Raw genomic sequence first — 24,233 nt, 5'->3', positions numbered from 1 at the left:
TGGGCTACGCGCCCTTGCGCTCCACGGATTCGAGCATCTTCATGAGCTCCTTCTCCCACCTGGGGCCGCCCACGCACTCGGCCAGGTACTCCACGGCGTGCAGCACCCGGTTGGGCCGCTTCATCTGGAGCATGGACCGCTTTATGCCGATCTTGCACGACGGGCAGCCGACCACGATGGGCCGCTGGCGATCAAAACCAAGGTCCTCGCGCAGCTGTTCCTGCTTGCGCTCGCGCAGCCGGTTGTAGATGGCCGGGCTGGTCATGGCCCCCATGCCGGACTCGCCGCAGCAGCCCGGGGAGAGGTCCACTTCCGTGCCGGTCAGCTTGGACAGGGCCGTGCGGTACATCTCCGGGGCCTTGAGCTTGGGCACGCCGGTCCACTCCATGTGGCAGGCCGAGTGGTACAGGACCGACTCGGTCTGGCGCATGGCGGGCAGCCGCTCCATGAGGAACTGGACCACGTCCAGGTGGTTGAGCGGGTCGGCCAGCTCCGAGGAGAAGTCGTAGCTCTCCAGCGACTCGCGGCAGGTGCCGCAGGCCGTGAGCAGGGTGGTGGCCTTCAGGCCCGCCTTGCCGGTCTTGACCAGCAGGTCCAGGAATTCCTGTACGTTGCGGTGCCGGTTGGTCTTGTAGGCCTCTTCACAACCCGAGGCGAGCAGGGGGTAGCCGCAGCACATGTGGTGGTCGGGCAGGACCACGTTCACCCCGCTCTTGAGCAGCAGGTAGACCGAGGCCATGCCGATGGACCGGGAGAAGAGCGAGGCCCCGCAGCCCGGGAAGTAGAGCACGGTCTGGTCGCGGTCCGCGCCCGGGTTCTTGAACACCGAGCCCTTTTCGAGGTGGAGCTTTTCCGACAGGTTGCGGTAGTCCATGTCCGGGGTGTGGTGCTTGATCACCGGCGACTGGATGCGCGACAGCCAGCGGGCCGGAATCATGCCCAGGGTCTTGTCCTGGATGGACTGGCCGATGGACAGGACCTTGGCCGCCACGGGCAAGGTCTGGGCCGGGTTCTTGGCCAGGTTGCGCAGCACGATCTGTTTGAGCGGATGGCCGGACTTGCCCTTGGAATCGAGGAACGAGCGCATGGACAGGGCGGCCCCGGCCGAGTCGATCTTGACCGGGCAGGCGGCCTGGCACTTGCCGCAGGCCGTGCAGTGCTCCATCAGGTCGCGCAGCTCCTTCATCAGCCCGTGGGCGGGCTCGCCGGTCTGGATCTGTGAATAATAGATGCCCTCGATCAGCGCGCCGAGCGCGATGTTCTTGTTGCGCGGGTGGTACATCAGGCCGCGCGCGGGCTGGTACATGGGGCAGACCTGCTTGCATTTGCCGCAGCGGGTGCAGGTCTGGATGTTCTTCAACAGCCCCATGAGCGCTTCCTTGTCCTTGAGGGCCGTGCCGTCCAGGTCGTGGATGAGCCGGTTGAAGGAGAAGGTGAACGGCGTGCTCGGCAGGGTCTTGGACGTCAGCTTGCCGGGGTTGAAAACCCCGTTCGGGTCCACCTGCTTGCGGTATTCGCCCAGCGCCTTGATCTTCTCGTCGCTCAAAAAGCCGATCTTGGTGATGCCGATGCCATGCTCGCCGGACACCTGGCCGCCCATCTCCAGGACCTTGCTCATGACCGTGTCCGCCGCCTGGTGGGCGGCGGCCAGCATCTCGGCGTCGTTGGAGTTGACCGGCAGGTTGACGTGGCAGTTGCCGTCGCCCGCGTGCATGTGGTTGGCGATGACGATGCGCTTGAGCTGCAGCTCCTGCCACAGCGCCTTAATCTCGCGGTCGAGCTTGGGGTAGGTGTCGCGCAGCTTGAGGAACAGGAACCGGCACTGGGCCTCCTGCTCCACGTCGGAGAAGTCCTTGGAGGTGATCTCCCGGCCCTGGATGGCCCGGATGCGCTCGCGCGCCTCCTTGATGTCCTTGTCGTCCGGGTTGACTCCTTCCAGGTCCACGACCTTGTCCAGGGTGGTCGCGTAGATGTTCGCCAGGTAGATGAGGTTCAGGTCCTCGAGGAATTCCGAGAACTGCGGGATGACCTCCATGGGGATGACCACGTCCTCGTTGATCTTGAACCCCGAGGTGCGTCGGGCGATGGCGGACAGCTTGTGGCGGTCCTCCCAGAAGAGTTCGGCCTCGCGCTCGTCGCGGGCCGCGAAGATGTCCACGCCGTCGTAGGGCTGGGCCAGGGCGAGCACGGTCTGGCGGGCCGCGTCCAGGGCGTCCTTGTCGTCCGAGTCCAGCTGCATGATGATGACCGAGATGGGGTCGCCCTCATACTGCGTGGACTTGGTCTGGTACTCGATGGCCTGGACGTACTTGGGCCCGAACTCCTCGAGCGCCGAAATCTTGACCAGGTCGCCCTCCTCGCGGATGGTGTCGCGCATCCTGACCACGTCCTTGATGACCAGCATGGCGTTGCCCATGGACCGGCCGAAGAACTCCAGGCAGAGCACCTGGGAGTGGGCCAGGGTGGGGTAGCAGACGAAGGTGGCCGTGGTGATGATCCCGTCCGTGCCTTCCTTCTGCACGCCGGGCAGGCCGCCCAGGTACTTGTTGGACACATCCTTGCCCAGGCCCGGGCCACGGATCTCGTCGCCCTTGAGGGTCACGGTGTCCAGGAGCTTGCCGCCCTGGTCGAGGATCTCGAACACGGCGGTGTCGAACGGGTAGATCTTGTGGCGCGGGTGGTCCTTGCGCCGGACCTCGATGAGCGTCCCGTCGGGCCGGACCATTCGGTAGCTCAAAATGTTGTCGATGGTCGTGCCGTATTCGAAGGCGAACGGCCCGCCCGCGTTTTCGGAGATGTTGCCGCCCAGGGACGAGCCCGCCTTGGAGGCCGGGTCCACGGTGAAGAGCAGTCCTTTCTTTGCCGCGGCCTGGATGGCGTTCAGGGTGATCACGCCGGACTGGGCGGTCATGGTCCGCTCGGCCGGGTCGATGTCGAGAATCTTCTTGAACCGGGAGAGCGACAGGATCACGCAGCGCGCCTCGGCCGGGATGGCCCCGCCGGTCGCGCCCGTGCCGCCGCCGCGCGGGATGATCCCGAAGCGCATCTCGTTGGCCAGCCGGACAATGGACTGGATCTGTCCCTCGTCCTCGGGGAAGAGCACGAGCATGGGCAGTTCCATGCGCAGGTCGGTGGCGTCGGTGGCCGACTCGATGCGCGAGTGCGGCTCGTTGCCGATGGCGTTCTCGGGCATGAACTTCTTCAGCCGGGAGACCACGTCGTCGCGGAAGGCCAGCTCGTTGTCGTGGCGCTCCCAGAACAGTTCCACACCCTTGGTCAGGATGGTGGCGAACTCGCGGTCCAGCATGGGCCGGGACATGTTCAGCCGCCGCTCCACCGCGGTCTTGACCAGTTCGGGGTCTATGAACGGGTTGTAGCGCACCAGAAACAGTTCGGCGGCCAGGTTCGAGGCGAGCTTCTTGACCTTCTCGGGCCAGTGCTGAAACTGCTCCATGTCCACCACGCCAAAGGCGCGGGTGATGAGCTGCTCGTCGGAAATGGATATATGGGGTCCAAGCTGGGCCATGTCTTATTACTCCATGGGTGGTCGGTGAAGGGAAGAGGAGTAAGACCTTTTGGCCCGGTTGGCAAGTTCACAAAAAACGAAAAAAGCGCGGCGCCTTCGCGGTGCCGCGCTTTTCATTTGTTCCGACAGCTTCAGCCTAGAACCGCTCAAAGTCCCCGTCGCCGCTCGTCAGGGCCTGGGGGGCGTGTCCGGCCCCGGTGCCGGGGAGGGGCTTGGGGCGGGCGGGCATGGCCCGGACCGTGGTGGTCTGGCCCTCTTCCACGTTGAAGAAGGCCATGGTGGTCTGCAGTTCCTGGCCCTGGGCCGAGAGTTCCTCGCTGGTGGAGGCCATCTCCTCGGAGGCCGAGGCGTTCTGCTGGATGACCGTGTCGAGTTGTTCGATGGCCTTGGAGACCTGGCTGGCGCCCGCGTTCTGCTCGTTGCTCGACGCGGTGATCTCCTGGACCAGGGAGGCGGTCCTTTCGATGTCGGGGACCAGCTGCTGCAGCATCCTTCCGGCCTTGTCGGCCACGGCCAGGCTGCTCGCGGACAGGTCGCTGATCTCGGCCGCGGCCACGCCGCTGCGCTCGGCCAGCTTGCGCACCTCGGCCGCGACCACGGCGAATCCCTTGCCGTGTTCACCGGCCCGGGCCGCCTCGATGGCCGCGTTCAGGGCCAGCAGATTGGTCTGCCGGGCGATTTCCTCGATGATGGAGATCTTCTCGGCAATGCTGTTCATGGCCTCCACGGTCATGACCACGGACTCGCCGCTCTCGCGGGCGTCCGCGGCCGCCTTGTTGGCCAGGTCCTCGGTCTGCCGGGCATTGTCGGCGTTTTGGCTGATATTGGAGGCCATCTGCTCCATGGAGGACGATATCTCCTCGATGGACGCGGCCTGTTCCGTGGCCCCCTGGGCCAGGGCCTGGGCCGAGGCGGACAACTCCTCGCTGCCCGAGGCGATGTTCTCCGAGGCCGCGCCCACGGACTGGACCACTTGGCGCAGCTTGACGACCATGTTGTTCAGGGCCGTGGCCAGCACGCCGATCTCGTCGCGCTGGTCCACGTCCAGGGACTTGGTGAAGTCGCCGTTGGCCATTTCCTCGGCAAAGCGCACGCCCTTGGCCACCGGCCGGGTGATGGACAGGGTCAGCAGGATGGCGGCGGCCAGGCCCAGGAGCAGGGACACGCCCGCTGTGCCCAGGCTCAGGCGGTTGGCCCATTCCATGTCGCTGAGCATGGCCTGCTTCTGCTCGGCGCGCGCGGCGCGGCAGACCTCGTCGGCCGTCCGGGCGGCCCTGACCATCCCTTCCTCGGCCACGGTCTGGCTCTGCACGTACTGGAAAAAGGTTTCGAATTCGGTCTGGTAGCGGGTCACGGCCTCGCCCACGCGCTTGAGCAGGTTGATGTTGCGCTGGTCGTTGAAGCGGGTTTCCAGGTCGGCGGTCAGGGCCAGGATGTTCTCCATGTCCTTCAGGTTGGCGTCACGGTAGGCGTTGTCCTTGGAGACGATGTACTCCTTCTCGTTCTTGCGCGCGTCCAGCATCCACTTGATGATCCGGTTGGCGTCGTCCGCCTTGGCCAGCTTGGATTCCAGTTCGCTGCGCGGAGCCGTGCCCCCGGCGAGCAGGGCCGAGAACTGTCCCTTCTGCTCGCTGCGCAGTTCCTCGGCCAGCGTCAGGGCCGCCTTGGCGCTGTCGCGCATCTGGATCAGGTTGGCGGCCTTCTTGCGCTCCAGGTCCACGTAGTCGGCGAACGCCTTTTCATAGTTGCGCACCGCCTCGACGGTCGCGGACATCTGGTCCTTGTTGGCCTGGTTTACGAATTTTTCGCTGGTCGCGTCGGCCTGGGCGAACAGGGCCTTGAGGGTGGCCACGTGTCCCTCGAGAAGGTTGGCGTCCTTGCGGATGATGTAGTTCTTTTCCTTGATGCGTCCTTCGAGGATGAAGCGGACCAGCCGGTTGGCGTCGTCCGCCTTGTCCACGCGGTCCCGGATGGACGACATTCCCTGGAGGCAGATGGCCGCGATGGCGGCCGTCAGTATGAGGACGATTCCGAAGCCGATGCCCAATTTCATGCCCAAGCGAAGATTTTTTAACATGACGATTCTCCCGGAGGGATTGGCGGTTGTATGGATCCGGCGTATGTCGCCGTAATGGGCATAGTGTCTTCCTGAAAGCTGAGGCGCGGTATTATAAATTGCATATTGTCCGCATGCGGCCGGTCATCCCGCAAAAGGGCGGACCGTCATAGACCGGGCGCTCCCGTCCGTCTTGCCTTTCGGTCCGGCCCGTTATACTGATCGAAAACATTTTTCATGGTATGGGGCTGACTTTCTTTTTCGTCACAATCACTGAAGGGTAGAGACTATGAGCAAGCCGAATTTTGCGCCTTTGAAACTGTTCATCACCGGGCCGACCTACATCCGCCAGGACGTCAAGGAGGCGGGCCTGCTGCCCGAGTTCGGGCACCGCGACGCGGAGAACGACCTGCGTTTCGCGCCAATCCGCGAGAACCTGCGCACGCTCGCCGGGTGCGGCGGCGACTATGAGCCCATCCTCTGCCTGGGCTCTGGGTCCATGGCCATGGAAACCTCGATCCGCTCCCTGGTGGCCGAGGACGAGACCATCCTGAACGTTTCCGTGGGCTCGTTCGGCGACATGTACTACAACATTGCCGTCAGCAACGGGAAGAATGCCGAGAACCTCAAGTTCGATTACGGCCAGGCCATCGATCTGAACGTGCTCGAGGACAAGCTCAAGGAACTCAAGCCGCAGGTGGTCTCCTTCACCCACAACGAAACCTCCACCGGCGTGGTCAACGACATGAAGGCCGTCTGTTCGCTCATCCGCCAATACGGGGCCATGCCCCTCGTGGACGGCGTGTCCATCTTCGGCGGAGCGAACATTGCCCTGTCCGAGTCCGGGGCGGCCATGTATTCCACGGCCACCCAGAAGTCGCTGGGCCTGCCCGCCGGGTTCGGCATCGGATTCGTCTCCAAGGAGGCCGAGGAAAAGGCCGAGAAGGTGACCAACAAGGGCCATCACCACGACATCACCAAGCACCTGGGCAGGGCGCGCAAGAACCAGACCCTGACCACCCCCAACACCACCCTGGCCAATATGATGTGGTATCAGCTCGACCGCATCGTCAACGAGGAAGGGATCGAAAACCGTTTCGCGCGGCACATCGAGATGCGCGGCATGGTCGAGAAGTGGGTAGCCGGGCTGGACGGCTTCGACATGTTCGCTCCCAAAGGTTACCGTTCGCCCACCGTGTCCACCGTGGTCTGCCCCGAGGGCGTGACCGGCGCGCAGCTCAAAAGCACGATCAAGGAAGCGATGCGCGCTCGCGGGTACCTCATGGACCCCGGCTACATGAAGCTGAACAACTTGTTGGAAGAGGCGGGCCGCCGCATGGTCTTCCGCGTGGGCCACATGGGCGACATCACGCCCGGCATGCTCGCCGAATATCTGGGCGAGCTCGAGATCGAACTGAAGAAGCTCTAACCGATCTCAAGGCGGCGCGGTCCTTTTTTCCATCACACTCCAACCTATTCGAGGAAGTTCTATCTGATTCAGCGAAGCACGCGCAACGGCTGCCAACCTTAAGCATATGAAGGGGAAGAGGGTATGCGGATACTTGCCAACGACGGCATTGTGGAGGAGGCGCAGAAGTACTTGAAACAGCAGGGCTTCACCGTGGAGGCCGAGAAGCGCGACGAGGACGACCTCCTCAGCGAGATCGGCTCCTTCGACGCCCTGCTCGTGCGGTCGGCCACCAAGGTCACCCGGGCCCTGCTCGAGGCCGGTGTGAAGGACGGCGGCAAGCTCAAGATCGTCGGCCGGGGCGGCGTGGGCACGGACAACATCGACCTGGAAGCGGCCAAGGAACTGGGCGTGATCGTCAAGTTCGCGCCCAACGGCAACACCAACGCCACGGCCGAGCACGCCCTGGGGCTGATGTTCGCCATCGCCCGCAAGGTGCCGTTCGCCCACCGCACCCTCATGGGCGGCACCTGGCACAAGAAGCGGTTCCGGGGCGTGGAGCTGTTCGGCAAGACGCTGGGCATCATCGGCTGCGGCCGCATCGGCCAGGCCCTGGCCGCCAAGGCCTCGGCGCTCGGCATGAAGGTCCTCGGCTATGACCTCTACCGGTCCATCGACGCGCCCCTGACCTATGTGGACACCATCCCGGAGCTGCTCGGCAAGTCCGACTTCGTGTCCCTGCACTGCGGCGGCGCGGACCCGGTCATCAACGAACCGGAGCTCGCGCTGATGAAGGACACCGCCTTTCTGATCAACGCCTCGCGCGGCAAGAACGTGTCCGAGGACGCCCTGTACCACGCCCTCAAGACCGGGCAGATAGCGGGCGCAGCGCTGGACTGCTACGAGGCCGAGCCCAAGCGCGAGGGGCTGCCCTTCGTGAACAAGCTCCAGGAGCTGGACAACATCGTCATGTCCGCCCACCTGGGCGCGTCCACCAACAACGCGACCATCCGCACCGGGCTGGAGATAGCCGAGGTGGTCACCGGCTACCTCAAGCGCGGCGAGTACGGCAACTCCGTGAACGTGGGCGAGACCGTGGAGGAGGAAGGGACCGTCGTTTACACCATCTTCATCACCCACGAGGACAAGCCCGGCATGTTCGGCAAGTTCGGCACCCTCATGGGCGAGATGGGCGTGAATATCCGCGAGAACAATTCCCGCAAGCTCGGCGAACAGGTCCAGACCGTGTACATGGTCCACGCCAAGCCCGACGAGAAGGTGCGCATGGCCCTGAGCGCCATCGAGGGCGTGAACCGAGTGACCATCTGACCATGGCGGGCATTCGAAACCGGACGGGCCGGGGGATTTCCCCCGGCCTTTTTTTGTGCCCGAATATTCCGTAACCGTATCGTAACATTAAAATAATGGATGGAGATGAGTCCCTGCCCGATGAATGATCGATACCATAGTCATTCCCAAGGAAGGAGATTTTCATGTTTCACGCCCTGAAGCTCAGGACCAAACTCTTGCTCGGCTTCGGCACGGCCAGCCTGCTGCTGCTCGTCGTCGTCGGCCTCTACCAATACGCCAATACCGCCTCGGTGCGGAACTTCGACCGGCTGTTGGGCGAGCAGGTGGCCATCAGCGCCCACGCCCGGCAGGCCGAGGTCGTCATGCTGCAATGCCGCCGCAACGAGAAGGATTTCCTCCTCCGGCTGGACAGGAAGTATCTGTCGGACTTCGAGTCCAATCTGGCCCTGGTGAACGAGCAGGCGGCCGCCGTCGTTCCCCTGGCACAGGCCATCGGCAAGCCGGACCTGGCGGCCAAGGCGCGTTCCGTGGAGGCGGCGGCCGCCGAGTACCGGGCCGCCTTCCTTGAGCTGGTCGCGGCCTGGGAGCGGCGCGGACTGACACCGGATACCGGGCTCCAGGGGACGTTCCGGGACGTGGTCCACGCGGCCGAGGCCGCCTTCGAGCGCCATCAGGTCCAGGACCTGTACATCGACATGCTTTTCATGCGCCGCTGGGAAAAGGACTTCCACCGTACCGGCGCGGACCGCTACCTGAACCGGCTGCTGTACGCCATGGACCGCTTCGAGCACGACCTGGACCTGAAGGAAAAGAGCGCGCTGCTTAACGACGCGGGCGCGGCCCTGGGCACCTACCGCGCGGCCTTCGACCGTTTCCGCGCCTCCCGTTCCGAACCCGACTACCAGGCGGTGCGCGAGGCCGCCGGGACCGTGGAGAAGCTTTTGGATTCGGTCTTCGTGCCCGACGTCAAGGGGCTCCTGCTCATGGTCCGGCGCGGCGAAAAGGACTATCTGCTGCGCGGCCGGGAAAAGTATGTGCACAAGACCCACGCCAGCCTGGACAAGCTGCTTGCCGCCTTCGAGCGGTCCGGGGCGGACGAGAAGTACGTGCGGGAGGCCGGAGAGATGGTCAAATCGTATGCCGCCGCCTTTGACGCCCTGGTAGCCGAGGACACGCACATCAAAGAGGTCACCGAACGGATGCGCACGGCCGTGCACGCTATCGAGCCCCTGGTGGAGTATCTTTCAAGCGAGGGCGCGCGGCTGGCCGGGGAGCGGGCCGAAGAGGTCGGTGCGAGGGCCGTCTGGCTGGGCAACACGGCTATGGCCATCGGGCTGCTGGCCATCGTCCTGAGCCTGGTCTTCGCCGTGTTCATTGTGCGCAGCGTGCTCGGCCAGCTCGGCACCGACCCCATAGAGCTGGTGCGCATCACCCGGCTCATCGCGGACGGCAGGCTCGGCGTGTGCTTCGATGCGGCCCGGGACGGCGGCTCGGTCTACGGGGCCATGCGTTCCATGGTCGAGCGGCTGGTCGGGGTGGTCACGGACGTGTCCGAGGCGTCCGCCAACGTGGCCTCCGGGGCCGAGGAGCTCAACGCCACGGCCGAGGCCGTTGCCCAGGGAGCCAACGAGCAGGCCTCCGGGGTGGAGGAGGTCTCGGCCAGCGTGGAGCAGATCGTGGTCTCCATCCGGCAGAACTCCGAGAACGCGGCCAAGACTGAGACCATTTCGCGCCAGGCCAGCGGCGACGCCGAGGAAGGAGGCCGGGCCGTGGGCGAGACCGTGCAGGCCATGCGCGACATCGCGGAGAAGATATCCATCATCGAGGAGATTGCCCGCCAGACCAACCTCCTGGCCTTGAACGCGGCCATCGAGGCGGCCCGGGCCGGGGAGCAGGGCAAGGGGTTTGCCGTGGTCGCGGCCGAGGTCCGCCAACTGGCCGAGCGCAGCGGCCTGGCCGCAGCCGAGATCAGCGAATTGTCCAACAACTCCGTGGCCGTGGCCGAAAAGGCCGGTGACATGCTGGCCAAGATGGTCCCGGACATCCTGCGCACCTCGGGGCTGATCCAGGAGATATCGGCGGCCAGCACCGAGCAGTCCCACGGGGCCGCCCAGGTCAACAGCGGCATCCAGGGGTTGGACCAGGCCATCCAGCAGAACGCCTCGGCCTCCGAGGAATTGGCCTCCACGGCCGAGGAACTGTCCGGCCAGGCCCGGCAGCTGCACCGGGCCATCGGCTACTTCGACCTGCGGGACGTGGTCGGAGACGGCGGATACGGGCCGTCCAGGGCGCTGCCCGGCGCGGACTCCGGCCCGGAAGACGATCTCGAACGGTTTTGATATAGGGACGCGCCAAAAGGTCCGACATGCGCCGGGCCTTTTTTGTCGAGTGCGCGTCAGTGCGGAAGATTCCGTAGCAGCGCTGGGTTCAGGAACGGTCCCAGGCGGTCGTAGGGGATGGTCACCACCTGTTCGCCCGCCGCGTAGGGGGCCACCTGGTAGGGGCCGAAGAAGAAGGCCACGCCCTCGCTCGTCAGGACGAAGCGGCTGAAGTTGTCGGCCGTGGGCGTGAGGCCCGCGTCGAGCATGTCCGGCACGAGCATGTCGCCCAGCGACCCGGACAGGACTTCGCGGCATATGCCCGAGACCCTGGCCAGGGCGGCCTCGCGGTCCGGAAACAGGCGGTCCAGGGTGATCTCGTCGCCGTCCTCCATGTCGAAGACCCAGGTCATGGGCCAGTTGTTCGGGTGGGCTCCGCCCGTGTAGGCCATGACGTGCACCTTGACCGAGACGTAGCGGCCGCCGGGCGCGGGCCATACCGCGTACCGGGTGATCAGCTCGTAGGGATGGGGAAAGCGGCGCAGGTCGTGGTCCGGGTCGGTCTTCTTGAATTCGTGGAGGATCGCGGACACGTAGTCGCGCACGGCGCGGGTGGACTCGGCCCGGCACAGGACCGGGTATTCGGCGTCCACCGTGAAGCCGGGCGTTTGCTCCTTGATCGTCACCGCGCCCAGGACCGGCGGGGAGCAGGGCGGGGCGGCCCGGAGCGTTGACGGGCCGAGCAGGAGGAAGAGGATGGTCAGCAGCGTCAGTGTCCGGGGCATGGTCCCTCCCTATGGTTCGTTGAGCAGGTTGCGCAGTCCCCACGCCGCCTGGCCCAGGGAGATGCATCCGTCGTTGGGCGGCAGCTGGGTATGGACCAAGGGTAGCAGACCCGCGCCCCGGAGGGCCAGGGGCAATTCGCGGGCCAGGGTCAGGTTCTGCATGACCCCGCCGGACAGGGCCACGTGGTGGATGTCCAGGAGCATGGAAAAGGAGAAGGCCATCGCGGTCAGCCCGTTGATCAGGCCCAGATGGAAGCGCCGGGCGATCCTGCCCACGGGGACGCCGCGTTCCAGGTCGTCCAGGGCGGCCGCCACCAGGGACAGGGTGTCCAGTGCCACCGGATCGTCGGACTTGAGCGGGCAGGGATACGCCCCGGTTTCCTCCATGTCCTGGGCCTTTTCCAGGAGGATGGCCGCCTGTCCCTCGTAGGTGATGGCGGAGGTCAGTCCGCACAGGGCGGCCACGCCGTCGAACAGCCGCCCGCAGCTCGACGTCAGCGGGGCGTTGAGCCCCTTTTCGAGCATCCGCGGCAGGAAGCGGCTCTCGGTCTCGTATCGGTCGAGCCACGGCCAGGCGTACCGGCCCGGCTCCTTCACGCCGATCTCCCACAGGGCGGCCTGGGCGATACGCCACGGCTCCCTGACCGCGGCCTCGCCGCCGGGCAGCCGGAAGCGCGCGAAGTGGGCCAGCCGCTGGTGGTCCAGGGTCGCCGGGTCCACCAGCAGGCACTCGCCGCCCCAGATGGTCCCGTCCTCGCCGTAGCCCGTGCCGTCCAGGGCCAGGCCGATGACCGGCCCATCGAACTTGTTCTCGGCCAGGACCGCGTGGATGTGGGCGTAGTGGTGCTGCAGCGCGGCCACGGGCACGCCCCGTTCCCGGCCCAATTCCTCGGCCAGGGAGGTGGTCATGTAGTCCGGGTGCAGGTCGCGGACGATGAGCCCGGTCTCAACCTGTAAAATGTCTTCGAGGTGGGCGCGAATCTCGTTGTGGAACTCCAGCGTCTCCAGGTTGGACATGTTGCCGATGTGCTGGCTGGTGAAGGCCTGCTCGCCCTTGGTCAGGGTCAGGGTGCACTTCAGCTCCGGGCCCACGCCGAGCACGGTCTTGCCCTTGACCGGCAGGAAGACCGGGGAGGGCACGAAGCCGCGCGCCCGGCGCATGAAGATCGGCTCGTTCGTGTCCGGGTTGACCCGGATCACGGAGTCGTCCGTGCGGATGAGGATGTCCCTGTTGTGGAACAGAAAGATGTCGGCGATGTCGGTCAACCGGTCCAGGGCCTCGTCGTTGTCCAGGCAGATGGGCTCGGAGCTCATGTTGCCCGAGGTCATGACCAGGGCGGCCTCCGGCCCCTTGAGCCCGGCGTAGTCGCCAAGCAGGATGTGGTGCAGCGGGGTGTAGGGCAGCATCAATCCGACGAAGTCCGTGTCCGGGGCCACGCTCCCGGCCAGGGGGAACGGGCGCTTCTTGGCCGCCAGCACGATGGGCCTGCGGATGCCGGTCAGCCACTCCTCTTCGGCCGGGGAGACGTGGGCCAGCCGCAGGGCCGTGTCCATGTCCGCGACCATGACGGCCAACGGCTTGTCCGGGCGGCGCTTGCGGCGGCGCAACTCGTCCACGGCGGCGCTTGAGCCCGCGTCGCAGACCAGGTGGAAGCCGCCGAGTCCCTTGACCGCCGCTATTTTGCCCGCCGCCAGTTCGATGGCCAGACGGCGCAGGGACTCGTCTCCCTGGGCCATGACCAGCCCCTCGCGGTCGGTCAGCCATGTCTTGGGGCCGCAGCGCGGGCAGGCGTTGGGTTGGGCGTGAAAGCGCCGGTCCAGCGGGTCCGTGTATTCGGCCCCGCATTCCGGGCACAGGGCGAATTTGGCCATGGAGGTCTGGGGCCGGTCGTAGGGAATGGACCGGGTGATGGTGTAGCGCGGCCCGCAGTTGGTGCAGTTGGTGAACGGGTAGCGGTATCGCCGGTTGGCCGGGTCGCGCATGTCGTCCAGGCAGTCCGGGCAGGTGGCCACGTCCGGGCTGATGAGCACGGAATGGCCCGCGCTCTTGGTGGATTCGAGGATGATGAAGCCGTCTTCGGCGTCCACCGCGTCCAGTTCCTCGAAATCCAGGGTGACGATGCGAGCCAGGGGCGGCAGTTTGCCGGTCAGGTCTTCGGCGAACCCGCCCACTTGCCCGGCGTCGCCCTGCACCTCGATGAGCACCCCGTCCGAGGAGTTGTTCACCGAGCCGGTGACCCCGTGGTCAAGGGCGATGCGGTAGACAAAGGGTCGAAACCCCACTCCCTGCACCTGGCCGGTGATGGTGAAACGCTGCCGAATTGTCATGGCTGTCCATACCGTTCAAGGCTATTTTACGCAAGTGGAATCAATTTTTTGCAAGATGTTTCAACAGGCTGCGTACTCGTCCTCGGATCAGCCGCATGGGCGCGAAGGACAGCTCGCGGACCTCGGAAAACATGAAGCCGGCGGTGTCAAACCCGTCTAATGATTCAAAAGGATAGGCCAGCCGGGCCGGGTCCGCGCCTTCCATTCCCCGGGTCCATGCCTCCTCCCACAGGGGGACCTGTTCCGGCGAGAGCCCGAGCAGGGTGCAGGCCATGGTGTCCAGGGCCACGCCGTTTTTCGCTGCGGCCAGCATGCCGAGCGGGAACGGTTCGCCCTTGATCGGGCCGTCCTTGTGCATGGGTTCGACCGCGTCCACGAGGTGCACGGTCCGGGGTAGGGCGCGGTACACGTCCATGATCATGGACCGGAAGACCGCGTGACTGTGCCCCAGCCGGTGGTGGGCGTAGGCCTTGCGGAACCCGACCACGCAGCCGAACAGGTTCTTGACCGCGCCGGACACGGTCATCTGGCAGTGGACCTTGAGCTTGGGCAGGTTGAGGATATGGTCTGCCTCGGCCGCGTCGCGGGACAATCCGATGGTCCCGCCCAGGGTCAGGGGCAGGGGCGCGGGACGGCCCAGGCTTTGGGCCTTGAGGCCGAGGTCGGACAGGGCCGCCTCCAGCCCCGATGCGCGGGCCACGTGGGAGGCCGGGCCGAAGGCCGGGGAGTCGCCCACGGTGACTCTCACGCCGTGGTCGAGCAGCCATACGCAGGTCGCCCGGACCACCAGGGGGTGGGTCGTGCAGCGGGCCGCGTTGCTGCCGTTGACCAGGTTCGGCTTGACCAGCACCCGGTCGCCGGGCGCGGGGTCGAATCCGATGGCGTCCAGGAGCCGGGCCACGGCCTGGCCAAGGGATTTGGTCCGGTATTCCGGGACATGGAGTATGGCGACGGTTTCGGGCATGGGGTGAGCATAGGCCCGGCGTGCGGGGTTGACAAGTCGGGGCTTGCCAGCCGGGCCGGGAAAGGAGACAATAGCCGAATGAATCCACTTGTTTCCCTGAGCGACGTGTCCGTGAGCCGCAACGGCAGGCGGCTGCTCGGTCCCGTGACCTGGCGGCTTGAACGCGGCCGTCACACCGCCGTGACCGGGCGCAACGGCTCGGGCAAGACCACCCTGCTCAAGCTGCTGCGCGGCGAGATCACCCCGGACATCGGCGGCGAGCGCGTCTACGACTTCGGCGAGGGCGCGCAACGAACCGTGCTCGGCCTGCGCCAGCGCATCGGCCTGGTCTCGGCCGATATGCAGGACTTCTACTTCCTGCACACCCCCCGGGTGAAGGGCCGCGACGTGGTCCTGGCCGGGTTTTACGACACCCCCATCCTCTATGACAGGGTGGAGCCCGAAGAGGAGGCCGCGGCGGACGCGGTCATCGACCGGCTCGGCATCCGCGAACTGGCCGAGAGCGAGTTGCGCACACTTTCCACAGGCCAGGTGCGCAAGCTCCTGGTGGCCCGCGCCCTGGCCCCGGAGCCGGATATCCTGCTCCTGGACGAGGCTCTGGACGGGCTGGACGCGGAATCGCGGACCGAGGTGGTCGAGCTGCTCAACCGGGCCGGGGAGCGGACCACCCTGGTCTGCGCCGCCCACCGGGCGGGGGATCTGCCCGACTGCGTGCGCCACGCCCTGGCGCTGGATCACGGCGAGGTACTGGCCGAAGGGGAGCGCGAACAGGCCGAGCGCGCCCTGTGCGAGACCGCGCCGGAGGTGGTCGCCTGTGACCTGCCGCCCGTGTCCACGCCCGAGTCCTATGAATTTCTTCTGCGCATGGACAACGTGTCCGTGGTGGCCGACGGCAAACGCATCCTCCACGACATCAACTGGCGGGTCCTGCCCGGCGAAAACTGGCTCGTGCTCGGCGAGAACGGGGCGGGCAAGTCCACGCTGCTCAAGTTGATCCTGAGCCACATCGCCCCCTATGCCGACGGCGAGCGGGGCACGGGTACGGTGGAGCGGTTCGGCGGCATGACCATGGACGAGGCCAGGCCGCTCATCGGCGTGGTCTCCCCGGACCTTCAGGCCGGGTACGCCCGCGAACTGGGCTGGGAGGTGACCGCCGAGGAGACGGTCATGTCCGGGTTCCGGGGTTCGGTGGGCATGCTCGACGAGCCCACCAGCCGGGAACGGCTCGGGGCCGGGCAGTGGCTGGACATCGTCGGCCTGCACGGGCTGGGCTCACGGCGGCTGCGGCATATGTCCTACGGCCAGCAGCGCCGGGTCTTCCTGGCCCGGGCCATGGCCCCGGGGCCGAGGCTGTTGCTTCTGGACGAACCGCTTTCCGGTCTGGACCCGGCCTCCAGGGGGCTGACCATAGGCCTCATCCAGCGGTTGGCAGAGGCCGGAACCCCGCTGATAATGGTCTCCCACTACCCTGAGGACCGGGTGCCCGCGGTCAACCGGATATTGGTGTTGGCGGACGGGCGACAGCGCTTTTGCGGCGACCTGAGCGGGTTCGAGGCGGATATGTCCAGGGGGTGAAATTGGAACCCCGCTATTTAATTCCGTTTAAATTTAAAAAAACCCCTTGACTTATTCTGTTTTTTGGGAAAATGTGCCCATTAGTGTGTCAGCGGGACCCTTAGGGGACGGTCTCATTTCCGGCCGACGCTGACTGGGGAAAGGAAACAGGTATATCGAGAAGCAGTGTGCGCATCGTGTACGCTGCTTCTCTTATTATTTCATCGATGCGAAAGCATCAAATTGCATTCACCAGGAGTGAATATTATGTCCAAGAATATCTATGTCGGCAATCTGCCCTGGTCCGCCACCGAAGACGAAGTCCGCGCCGCTTTCGAAGCTCACGGCCAGGTTTCTTCCGTTAAACTGATCGAAGACCGTGAGACCGGCCGCCCGCGCGGTTTCGGTTTCGTGGAAATGGACGACGACTCCGCCGCTCTGGACGCCATCGAGGCGCTGGACGGCAAGGATTTCGGCGGCCGCAACCTGAAGGTCAACGAAGCCAAACCCCGTGCGGAGCGCCCCCGCTGGTAGTCCGTACCCGCCCTTAAAAGGCAGCTGTGCCCGTCTCTCTCAAGGGAGGGACGGGTTTTTTATTCTCCGGCGTCCGGCCGGTCACCTATAACCGGGAGTTGTTTTGGCCAAACCGAATTACAAGTTCGCAAAGCGGCAGAAAGAGTTGGCGAAGAAAAAGAAGAAAGAAGAAAAACTCAAGCGCAAGGAGTTGAAGAAACAGGACGACTATGACCCGGACGACGACGCGGAAGCGGACGGCGACGACGGCGAGGCGTCCTGATTTCATTGTCGGGCCGGGGTGGCCTGCGCATTGCCAAGACCCCGGCCAGCGGGTAGTATCGGACAAATTACATGCACGGGCATGCGGAGGAAGCCATGCGACACAAGGGCGAAGTGACCTGGTTCAACGAACAGAAGGGTTTCGGTTTCATCACCGGCGAGGACGGCCGCGACGTCTTCGTTCACTACACCGAGATCGTCCGCGACGGGTTCCAGACCCTTGAGCCCGGCGAAATGGTCACCTTCGGCCTGACCGACGAGGAGACCGGCCCCAAGGCCGTCGAGGTCCGCCCGGCCGAAGAGGCCAAGCCCGCCTCCCTGCTTTAATCCTGTCCCAAACCCATGCCCGGCTCCATGATGCGGCCGGTCAGATTCGTCTCGTATCCGCCCTGGGCCTTGATCCTGGTCTGGACGGACTTCTCTGCGATGACCGCCAGCAGGGTCTCGATGCGCGGGTCGTCCATGTGCTTGTCCGGGATGACCAGGTCGTACCGCTCGTGGGCCAGGGGCACGAAGTCCAGGCCGAGCGCCTTGGCCGCCGCGTAGATGCCCAGCCCGCAGGAGGCCGCGCCGGTGAGCACGTTCACGGCCACGGCCATGTGGGTGAATTCCTCGTTCTCGTATCCGGCCACCTTGCGCGGGTCGATGCCCGCCTTCTTCAGATGGTGGTCGAGCAGGATGCGCGTCCCGGCCCCGCGCTGGCGGTTGATGAAGATCACGTCCTCGCGGGTCAGGTCCTCCACGCCCCGGATGGACATGGGGTTGCCCTTGGCCACGATGAGTCCCTGGTGGCGGATGGCCAGGTTGACCACGGTCACCGGCAGGCCGTTCAGATACCTCTTGATGAACGGAAAGTTGAAGTCCCCGGTCTCGGGGTCGAACAGGTGCGCGCCCGCGAACAGGGCCGAACCCGCCTTGAGCGCGGTCAGGCCGCCCATGGACCCCGCGTGGCTGGAGACCAGGCGCAGAGGATCGGACAGCCCCATCAGCTCGTTGGCCAAGAGGTCCAGGGTGTTGTCGTGGCTGCCCACGTGGACCAACACCCGGTCCAAGTCGCCCTTGTGGACCAGCAGCTCGGCCCGGACCGTCTCGCCCTGTTCCACGCCTTCGACGTCCTCGGGGATGTAGGTCACGGCCTGGGCCTTGGTCATGGTCGAGATCATGCCCGCACCCCGGGCCAGGGGCGCGCCCACGATGTTGTCGCCGATGCGTCCGGCGGCCAGCCGGATGGCCTCGCGCATGCCCGGCCGGGACGGCGTCTTGCGGGCCAGGACGATGTCCGCCTCGATCCGCTCGGGCGCGGACCTGCCCATGAGCCAGTGGACCACGGGCGCGAGAATCTTTTCGTGGCAGACGATGGCCGACACCGGATAACCCGGCGCGCCCACCAGGAGCCTGCCCGGATGGCCGCTGCGCTCATCGGTCACGGCCAGCAGGCTCGGCTTGCCCGGCATGACCGAGATGCCGTGGACCAGGACCGTGCCGATGGACTCGAAGACCTTCTTGGAGAAATCCTTGCTCCCGGCGCTCGATCCCGCGCCGACCACGACCATGTGGCACCCCTTGCGCAGTCCGTCCAGGACCGCCTCGCGCAGGGCGTCCTCATCGTCCGGCACGGGCGCGGACCACTGGGCGTCGATGCCCCAGCCCTTGGCATAGGCCCGGAAGACCTGGGAGTTGGATTCGATGACCTGCCCGGCCCTGGGCTCGGGCTTGTCCAGGAAATTCAGCACTTCGTCGCCCGTGGGCAGGAAGATGGTCCGGACACGGTCGCGGACCTCCACCTCATAGATGCCCGCAGAGATGAGCGCGCCGATGTCCGACGGCGTCAACTCCCGGTTCTGGGGGATGAGCAGCTCGGTGGCCACGATGTCCTCGCCGATGCGGCGGACATGCTGCCAAGGGAAGGCGGGCCCGTCGATGAGCACGGTCGCCTCGTCCTTCTGGACCACGTTCTCGATCATGACCACCGCGTTCTTGCCGTCGGGCAGGGGATTGCCGGTGTTGACGAACAGGAATCCCTCGCCGTGCTCCAGGGTCACGGGCGCGTCCTCGCGGGCCGCGAAGGTGGATTCGGCCACCACGGCCACGCCGTCCATGGCCGCCGCGTGGAAGGTGGGCGAGGAGTATTTGGCGTATATGGGACCGGCCGTGACCCGGCCTGCCGCCTCGTGCGTGGGCACCCGCTCGGTGCCGAGCAGCGCGTCGCGGTCCAGGTTCGCCTTGGCCAGGGCCACCGCCTCTTCGGGCGGAACGGTCTTCAGATAGATATTGCGTTTGCTCATGGTGAGGTTGCCTCCGGCGGCCAGAGGGGAAACTTTCGAGAAAGTTTCCCCTCTGGACTCCCCTTCAAAACTTTTTGGCGCGCTTCGCGACGTTATCAAACATATGTAGATGTATCGTTCCGGCGGGAAAAAAGGCAAACCCTTTCCGAATATTCCGTTCCGGCACGTCGTATCCCGCGAAGCGGCATAAGAAGTTTAGGATGGGAGAGGGGATGGGGGTCCGGGGGAAGGGGAGAGGGAAAGCCCTTTTCAAAGGGTTTCCCTCTCCCCTTCCCCCGGCCGCCGGAGGCATTCCTTATTCGTACTGGAATTCGCCGTCGGCGTAGATGACGAGTTCCTTGCCGCCCTTGAGGGTGGCGGTGACGGTTTTCTGTTGGGTATTGACCAGGTCCCAGTGCAGGGCGGAGTCGTTGAAGCCGAGCTCCTTTTTCAGCCCTTCGTCCAGGGTGGACTGGTCGCCGGAGAAGGTGTCGGCGTAGGAAGCGCCCACGGCCACGTGGCAGTTGCCCTGGGGGCCGCCGAAGTTCTCGTCGAACAGGGTGTTGGCCATGAAGGCGTTGATTTTGGAGAAGCGGCGGTCGGTCAGGGAGAACTCGCCCAGCCGGTTGGCGCCGTCGTCCAGGGTCAGCTGCTTGGCCACGAAATCGCCGCCGGTCTTGGCCTCGGTCTTGACGGCCACGCCCTTCTCAAACGTCAGGCGCACGCCCTCCACGAAGTTGCCGGAGCGGAAGGAGGGCTGGTCGGCGTAGTACACGCCCTCGGTGCCGCGCCAGTCCGGGGAGAGGAATATCTCGAACGACGGGATGTTGTGGCCGGACACGCCGAGCCAGCGGCGCTGTTCGCCGGGCACCACGATGAGATCCGTGTCCTTGGACTGGATGCGCAGGTGCTCGATGGCCAGGCTGTTCAGCCACGCCTTGACCTTCTCGGCCTCCTCGAAGATTTCGTTCCAGCGGGCGGGCGGGTTGTCGTCGTCCAGATAGCAGGCCTTGACCACCTGGGCCTTGAAGTCGGCCATGGACAGCTTGGCCGCCTTGGCCAGGGCGTCGGTGGGGTAGATGCACAGGGTCCAGCCGAAGTCGCCGGACTGCTCGCGCTTCTCCATGATGTCGCGCATGAACTTGCGGGCCACGGCGGCCTGGCCGATGCGCTTGGAGTCGATGTCCTGCAGGTGGGTCAGGGAGGCCGGGGCGATGAGCGAGATGAGCCCGTTCAGGCCGCCGATGAACTCGCGGTCGCCGGACGGGATGGCGGTCAGCTGGCTGTCGCTGCCCTTGCCGTAGAAGGAGACCTCCATGTTGGAGGACAGGTTCTGGCGCGGGATCGGGTTGATGCCCTTGTCCATGAGCAGGTCATACATGGCCTCGGCCAGGGGCAGGGCGTCCGGGTCGAAGCGCAGGAGTACGAAGTCGCCGGGTTCATAGGGTTTGGTGCGCGCGGTGGACAGCCCCCACCACAGGGTTTCGGCATATTTTTTCAATTCGTCGTTTGTGAACATATGAGTACCTCGTTTGGTTGGTCTCGTGATTTCAGGCCGTAAGGTAAACGACTCCGGCCCGCATCACAAGCCGCCATCTCAGATCACGATTTTGTAGGGCTTTGGAAAAGCGCTTTCATGGCTTGACACAGGGCTGGCATGAATATATCAGCAAGTTCGTGCCCGGTCCCGCGTGGCCGGAATCGTACTTTGAAATGTCGTGGCTCCCCCGGTCGCAGGCCGAACGGGCACCGCGAGAAACAGCCCCAAAGTGGGCATCCCAAATTATTTTCTGGAGGGAAAAATGGGCTACACTATCACTATCGACACCGACAAGTGCACCGGCGACGGCGAATGCGTGGATGTTTGCCCCGTTGAAGTTTACGAACTTCAGGACGGCAAAGCCGTTGCGGTCAACGAAGACGAATGTCTCGGTTGTGAGTCCTGCGTCGAGGTCTGTGAGAACGACGCCATCACTGTCGAAGAGAACTAGTCTTTACGATCTGATATGGTTACGGGAGCGGCGGATATCCGCCGCTCCCGTTCCATTTTTGAGGCCGCCGGACGGTGGCCGCGCTACGGGGCGCGGCCACGTGGAAACGTTCCCGGCCGCTTTCTTTCCGCCGAAGCCGTCGTTCGAAGGCCTCAATCTTCCAGGGTAAGTCCCTTCCTTTTTTGCGGCAGCGCGGTTGACGGCGCCGAATCACGACTTAATTGGTCCCAAGCGAAACACCACCCATGGCCGGCGTCTTCGCCGGACCGGTCCAGGAGCAGATAATGGCCCTTGATTTTACGGAGTATTTCAAAAAATACGAAGCCATCGTGGCCGAGGTCGACGCGGTCTTCAAGAAATTCGAGACCGAGATGCCGGACCTGGTCAAGTGCGGCAAGGGGTGCAGCGACTGCTGTTACGCCCTGTTCGACGTGACCCTGGTCGAGGGCATGTACATCAACGCCAAGTTCAACGAGAAATTTTCCGGCCTGGAGCGTTCGGCCATCCTGGACCGCGCCGACAAGGCCGACCGCGAGATCCACAAGCTCAAGCGCAAGGTCTACAAGGCGAGCCAGGAAGGCCGCCCGGTCAACGACATCCTGCTTGAGGTGGCCAAGGCCCGGGTGCGCTGTCCCATGCTCGGCGACGACGACCTGTGCTCCATCTACGAGAGCCGGCCCATCACCTGCAGGCTGTACGGCGTGCCCACCTCCATCGGCGGCGAGGCCCATACCTGCAACAAGGCGGGCTTCAAGGGCGGGGAGAAGTACCCCACCGTGAACATGGACATCGTCCTGGACCGCCTCCTGGCCATCGGCAAGGAGCTCCAGTCCGGCATCGGCTCCCGGTTCCGTGAACTGGGCGAGATGCTCCTGCCCGTGTCCATGGCCATCGTCACCGATTACGACGAGACCTACCTCGGCGTGGGCGAGAAGACCGCCCTCAAGGAGAAGAGCCCCGAGGAAGAGGAGCAGCCCCGCGAGATCGTCGCCCCGGCGGCGGCCAAGGAGCCTGCCAAGTCCTCGGCCTGCGCCTCCTGCACCGAGTCCAAGTCCGCCTGTTCGTCCTGCGGCGAGTCCATTGTCCTGGGCGGCAAGGAGTAGCCATGACCAAGACGGTGAACTACGAGGACATGCCGGACCATGAGGTCGAGGCCCGCAAGAAGTTCATGTACGAGAAGATGTCGCCCCGGCGGCGCAAGTTCGTGGACCGCATGGGCTACGAGAACTGGGACCCGTTCCAGGCGCCGTTCGACCCCATCGACATCCGCGTGGAGAAGACCGGCCTGACCCAGACCCAGCTGACCCAACTGTTCATCCGCGAGTCGGGCAAGCACGTGAACCAGGAGTACATCGACCAGATCAACGAGTTCAACGTGATGCTGGTCATGAACTTCGAGAAGGTCCGCCCGGTCTACGACTTCTGCCTCTGGTACGCGGAGCACTGCAAGAAACACGGCGTCCAGCCATAAAGCAAGGATATTCAAATGGAACACTTCGACAATATTGAAGATTACATTGCCGATCTCAAATCCAAACTGCGCGACAACCCGTCCTGCGGCAACACCCACTACAACCTGGGCGTGGCCTATCTTTCCCGCCGCGACTTCATGGAGGCCGAGCGCGAGTTCCTGGACGCCGTGGCCCATTCCCCGCGCATGGCCGAGGCCTACGTGCAGCTGGGCGGCATCGCCCTGCAGCGCGGCGACCTGGACTCCTGCCTGAGCTACAACGTCCAGGCCACCCAGCAGCGCCCGTTCTTCGCCGTTCCCTGGGGCAACATCGGTTTCGTCTACATGCAGCAGGGCGACAACGACAAGGCCCACAAGTCCTTGAAGAAGGCCCTGAAGCTCGATCCCGAGTTCGCCCAGGCCCAGGCGACCATGTCCAGCGTGCTCATCGCCATGGGCGACTATGAGGAGGCGGACAAGCTGCTCAAGACCCTGCTCGAAAAGCAGGCCCATTTCGGTCCGGGCTGGAACAACAAGGCGATCATCGAGGCCGGGCGCGGCAACTGGTCCGAGGCCGCCGTGTGCATCAAGAAGGCCGAGGAATCCGGTTTCGAGGTGCCCGAGGATTTCAAGAAGGAAGTGCTGGAGCAGGTCGCGAAGTAAGCGTTTCTGTTGCCCATCCCGAAAAGATGATTACAATAAGGGGGCTGTCAGCAGACAGCTCCCTTGTTTTTCTTGGAGGAGTGTCATGTCCCGATTCCGCAGCGTCAAGAAGTCCGTCCGTGATATCCTGGCCGACGACGATTGGCAGGCCCGGCTCGCCGAGCTGGACGGTTTCCGTCCCGCCGAGCTGGTCCCGCCGCTGCTCAACCTGCGCCTGGACCGGCTGGAAACCGTGCGCTGGCGTTCGGCCACGGCATTCGGCCTGACCGCGGCCCGCATGGCCGAGGCGTCCATGGAAAAGGCGCGGGTGATCATGCGCACCCTGATGTGGTACATGAACGAGGAGTCCGGCAACCTGGGTTGGGGAATTCCGCTGTTCATGGCCGAGGCCATGGTCAACAGCGAGCGCATCGCCAAGGAATTTCACAAGATCCTGGTCTCCTACATATTCTGCGACGAGGAGTGCGACGGCAACTTCCTGGACCACCCGGAGCTGCGGCGTGACGTCTACTGGGGGCTGGTCCGCCTGGCCGAGTACCGGCCCGAGCTGGTGGCCCACGGCGAGCGGTTCCTGCTCGTGGGGCTGGACGACCCCGACGCCTACAACCGCGCCTACGCGGCCCGCGTGCTCGGCCTGATCAGGGCCGAGGGGGCCCGGCCCCGGCTGGAGTCCCTCAAGGACGATCCGGCCGAGATCCGCACCTTCCACCACCGCGAGATCATAGACACCACGGTGGGCGAACTGGTGCGGGTGGCCTTGGAAGATCTGGGCTAGAACCCTTCGCCCAAAAAAAGAAGCCGCCTGAAAGGGCGGCTTTTT

Annotated in this window: 19 protein-coding genes; 12 read left to right on the top strand and 7 right to left on the bottom strand. The window is 64.9% G+C overall.

The annotated features are described in order from the left end of the window. Positions 1 to 4 precede the first annotated feature (4 nt). Together ACR42D_RS13380 and ACR42D_RS13375 are read right to left on the bottom strand one after the other, a co-directional pair. Positions 5 to 3,526: an FAD-binding and (Fe-S)-binding domain-containing protein gene (locus ACR42D_RS13380; protein WP_484567284.1), complete on the bottom strand. Its 3,522-nt coding sequence runs from the start codon at positions 3,524 to 3,526 to the stop codon at positions 5 to 7. Positions 3,527 to 3,662: 136 nt separating this feature from the next. Beyond that, entirely contained in the window at positions 3,663 to 5,603 is a 1,941-nt protein-coding gene (locus ACR42D_RS13375) for a methyl-accepting chemotaxis protein (RefSeq protein WP_484567283.1), read from the bottom strand. A gap of 268 nt (positions 5,604 to 5,871) precedes the next feature. On the opposite strand from ACR42D_RS13375, the gene ACR42D_RS13370 reads away from it, so the two are divergent. From ACR42D_RS13370 to ACR42D_RS13360, 3 genes are all read left to right on the top strand, one after another. Further along, entirely contained in the window at positions 5,872 to 7,011 is a 1,140-nt protein-coding gene (locus tag ACR42D_RS13370; RefSeq protein ID WP_484567282.1) for a pyridoxal-phosphate-dependent aminotransferase family protein, read from the top strand. 123 nt (positions 7,012 to 7,134) lie between these two features. Beyond that, positions 7,135 to 8,319 carry a phosphoglycerate dehydrogenase gene (locus tag ACR42D_RS13365; RefSeq protein WP_484567281.1) on the top strand — a complete coding sequence of 395 codons (1,185 nt, stop codon included), beginning with the start codon at positions 7,135 to 7,137 and terminating at the stop codon, positions 8,317 to 8,319. Between the two features lie 164 nt (positions 8,320 to 8,483). Then, positions 8,484 to 10,640 (top strand): methyl-accepting chemotaxis protein, encoded by a 2,157-nt coding sequence (locus tag ACR42D_RS13360; protein ID WP_484567280.1) that lies wholly within the window; start codon positions 8,484 to 8,486, stop codon positions 10,638 to 10,640. Positions 10,641 to 10,696: 56 nt separating this feature from the next. Here ACR42D_RS13360 and ACR42D_RS13355 read toward each other — a convergent pair whose 3' ends face one another. Genes ACR42D_RS13355 through ACR42D_RS13345 form a run of 3 tightly spaced genes read right to left on the bottom strand, consistent with a single transcriptional unit; the run spans position 10,697 to position 14,696 of the window. Then, positions 10,697 to 11,404, bottom strand: coding sequence for a DUF3298 and DUF4163 domain-containing protein (locus tag ACR42D_RS13355; RefSeq protein ID WP_484567279.1), 708 nt, complete (start codon positions 11,402 to 11,404; stop codon positions 10,697 to 10,699). A 9-nt stretch (positions 11,405 to 11,413) separates the two neighbouring features. Next, on the bottom strand, positions 11,414 to 13,732 hold the full coding sequence (gene hypF, locus ACR42D_RS13350) for a carbamoyltransferase HypF (protein ID WP_484567278.1): 2,319 nt from the start codon (positions 13,730 to 13,732) through the stop codon (positions 11,414 to 11,416). 40 nt (positions 13,733 to 13,772) lie between these two features. Further along, a complete protein-coding gene (locus ACR42D_RS13345) occupies positions 13,773 to 14,696 on the bottom strand; it encodes a DUF362 domain-containing protein (RefSeq protein WP_484567277.1) in 924 nt (307 codons plus the stop codon). A gap of 78 nt (positions 14,697 to 14,774) precedes the next feature. Between ACR42D_RS13345 and ACR42D_RS13340 the strand changes: the two genes are divergently transcribed. From ACR42D_RS13340 to ACR42D_RS13325, 4 genes are all read left to right on the top strand, one after another. After that, positions 14,775 to 16,271 (top strand): ATP-binding cassette domain-containing protein, encoded by a 1,497-nt coding sequence (locus ACR42D_RS13340; protein WP_484567276.1) that lies wholly within the window; start codon positions 14,775 to 14,777, stop codon positions 16,269 to 16,271. 246 nt (positions 16,272 to 16,517) lie between these two features. Then, positions 16,518 to 16,784 (top strand): RNA recognition motif domain-containing protein, encoded by a 267-nt coding sequence (locus ACR42D_RS13335; RefSeq protein WP_071544271.1) that lies wholly within the window; start codon positions 16,518 to 16,520, stop codon positions 16,782 to 16,784. Positions 16,785 to 16,887: 103 nt separating this feature from the next. Beyond that, positions 16,888 to 17,046: a hypothetical protein gene (locus ACR42D_RS13330; RefSeq protein ID WP_484567275.1), complete on the top strand. Its 159-nt coding sequence runs from the start codon at positions 16,888 to 16,890 to the stop codon at positions 17,044 to 17,046. 95 nt (positions 17,047 to 17,141) lie between these two features. Further along, positions 17,142 to 17,372, top strand: a complete 231-nt coding sequence (locus ACR42D_RS13325) for a cold shock domain-containing protein (protein WP_484567274.1) — start codon at positions 17,142 to 17,144, stop codon at positions 17,370 to 17,372. Here the strand turns inward: ACR42D_RS13325 and ACR42D_RS13320 are convergent. Next, on the bottom strand, positions 17,369 to 19,330 hold the full coding sequence (locus ACR42D_RS13320) for a molybdopterin biosynthesis protein (protein ID WP_484567273.1): 1,962 nt from the start codon (positions 19,328 to 19,330) through the stop codon (positions 17,369 to 17,371). The genes ACR42D_RS13325 and ACR42D_RS13320 overlap by 4 nt on opposite strands. A gap of 295 nt (positions 19,331 to 19,625) precedes the next feature. Further along, entirely contained in the window at positions 19,626 to 20,828 is a 1,203-nt protein-coding gene (locus ACR42D_RS13315; protein ID WP_484567272.1) for an aminopeptidase, read from the bottom strand. Positions 20,829 to 21,111: 283 nt separating this feature from the next. Here ACR42D_RS13315 and ACR42D_RS13310 point away from each other — a divergent pair, with 283 nt between their 5' ends. The 5 genes from ACR42D_RS13310 (at position 21,112) to ACR42D_RS13290 (ending at position 24,188) form a co-directional block, all read left to right on the top strand. Beyond that, entirely contained in the window at positions 21,112 to 21,300 is a 189-nt protein-coding gene (locus ACR42D_RS13310; RefSeq protein ID WP_066802455.1) for a ferredoxin, read from the top strand. A gap of 284 nt (positions 21,301 to 21,584) precedes the next feature. Beyond that, positions 21,585 to 22,403, top strand: coding sequence for a YkgJ family cysteine cluster protein (locus tag ACR42D_RS13305; protein ID WP_484567271.1), 819 nt, complete (start codon positions 21,585 to 21,587; stop codon positions 22,401 to 22,403). Positions 22,404 to 22,405: 2 nt separating this feature from the next. Beyond that, positions 22,406 to 22,771 carry a hypothetical protein gene (locus tag ACR42D_RS13300; RefSeq protein ID WP_484567270.1) on the top strand — a complete coding sequence of 122 codons (366 nt, stop codon included), beginning with the start codon at positions 22,406 to 22,408 and terminating at the stop codon, positions 22,769 to 22,771. Positions 22,772 to 22,786: 15 nt separating this feature from the next. Continuing rightward, positions 22,787 to 23,413, top strand: coding sequence for a tetratricopeptide repeat protein (locus ACR42D_RS13295; protein ID WP_484567269.1), 627 nt, complete (start codon positions 22,787 to 22,789; stop codon positions 23,411 to 23,413). 85 nt (positions 23,414 to 23,498) lie between these two features. Beyond that, entirely contained in the window at positions 23,499 to 24,188 is a 690-nt protein-coding gene (locus ACR42D_RS13290; RefSeq protein WP_484567268.1) for a DVU0298 family protein, read from the top strand. The last annotated feature ends 45 nt before the right edge of the window (positions 24,189 to 24,233 follow it).

Origin of the sequence: Pseudodesulfovibrio sp. lm2024 (genome assembly GCF_051175575.1) — a bacterium.
In the GTDB taxonomy this organism is placed as follows: domain Bacteria; phylum Desulfobacterota; class Desulfovibrionia; order Desulfovibrionales; family Desulfovibrionaceae; genus Pseudodesulfovibrio; species Pseudodesulfovibrio caledoniensis.
The sequence above is the reverse complement of the archived record's forward strand: the minus strand, read 5'-3'. Positions and strand labels throughout refer to the sequence as shown.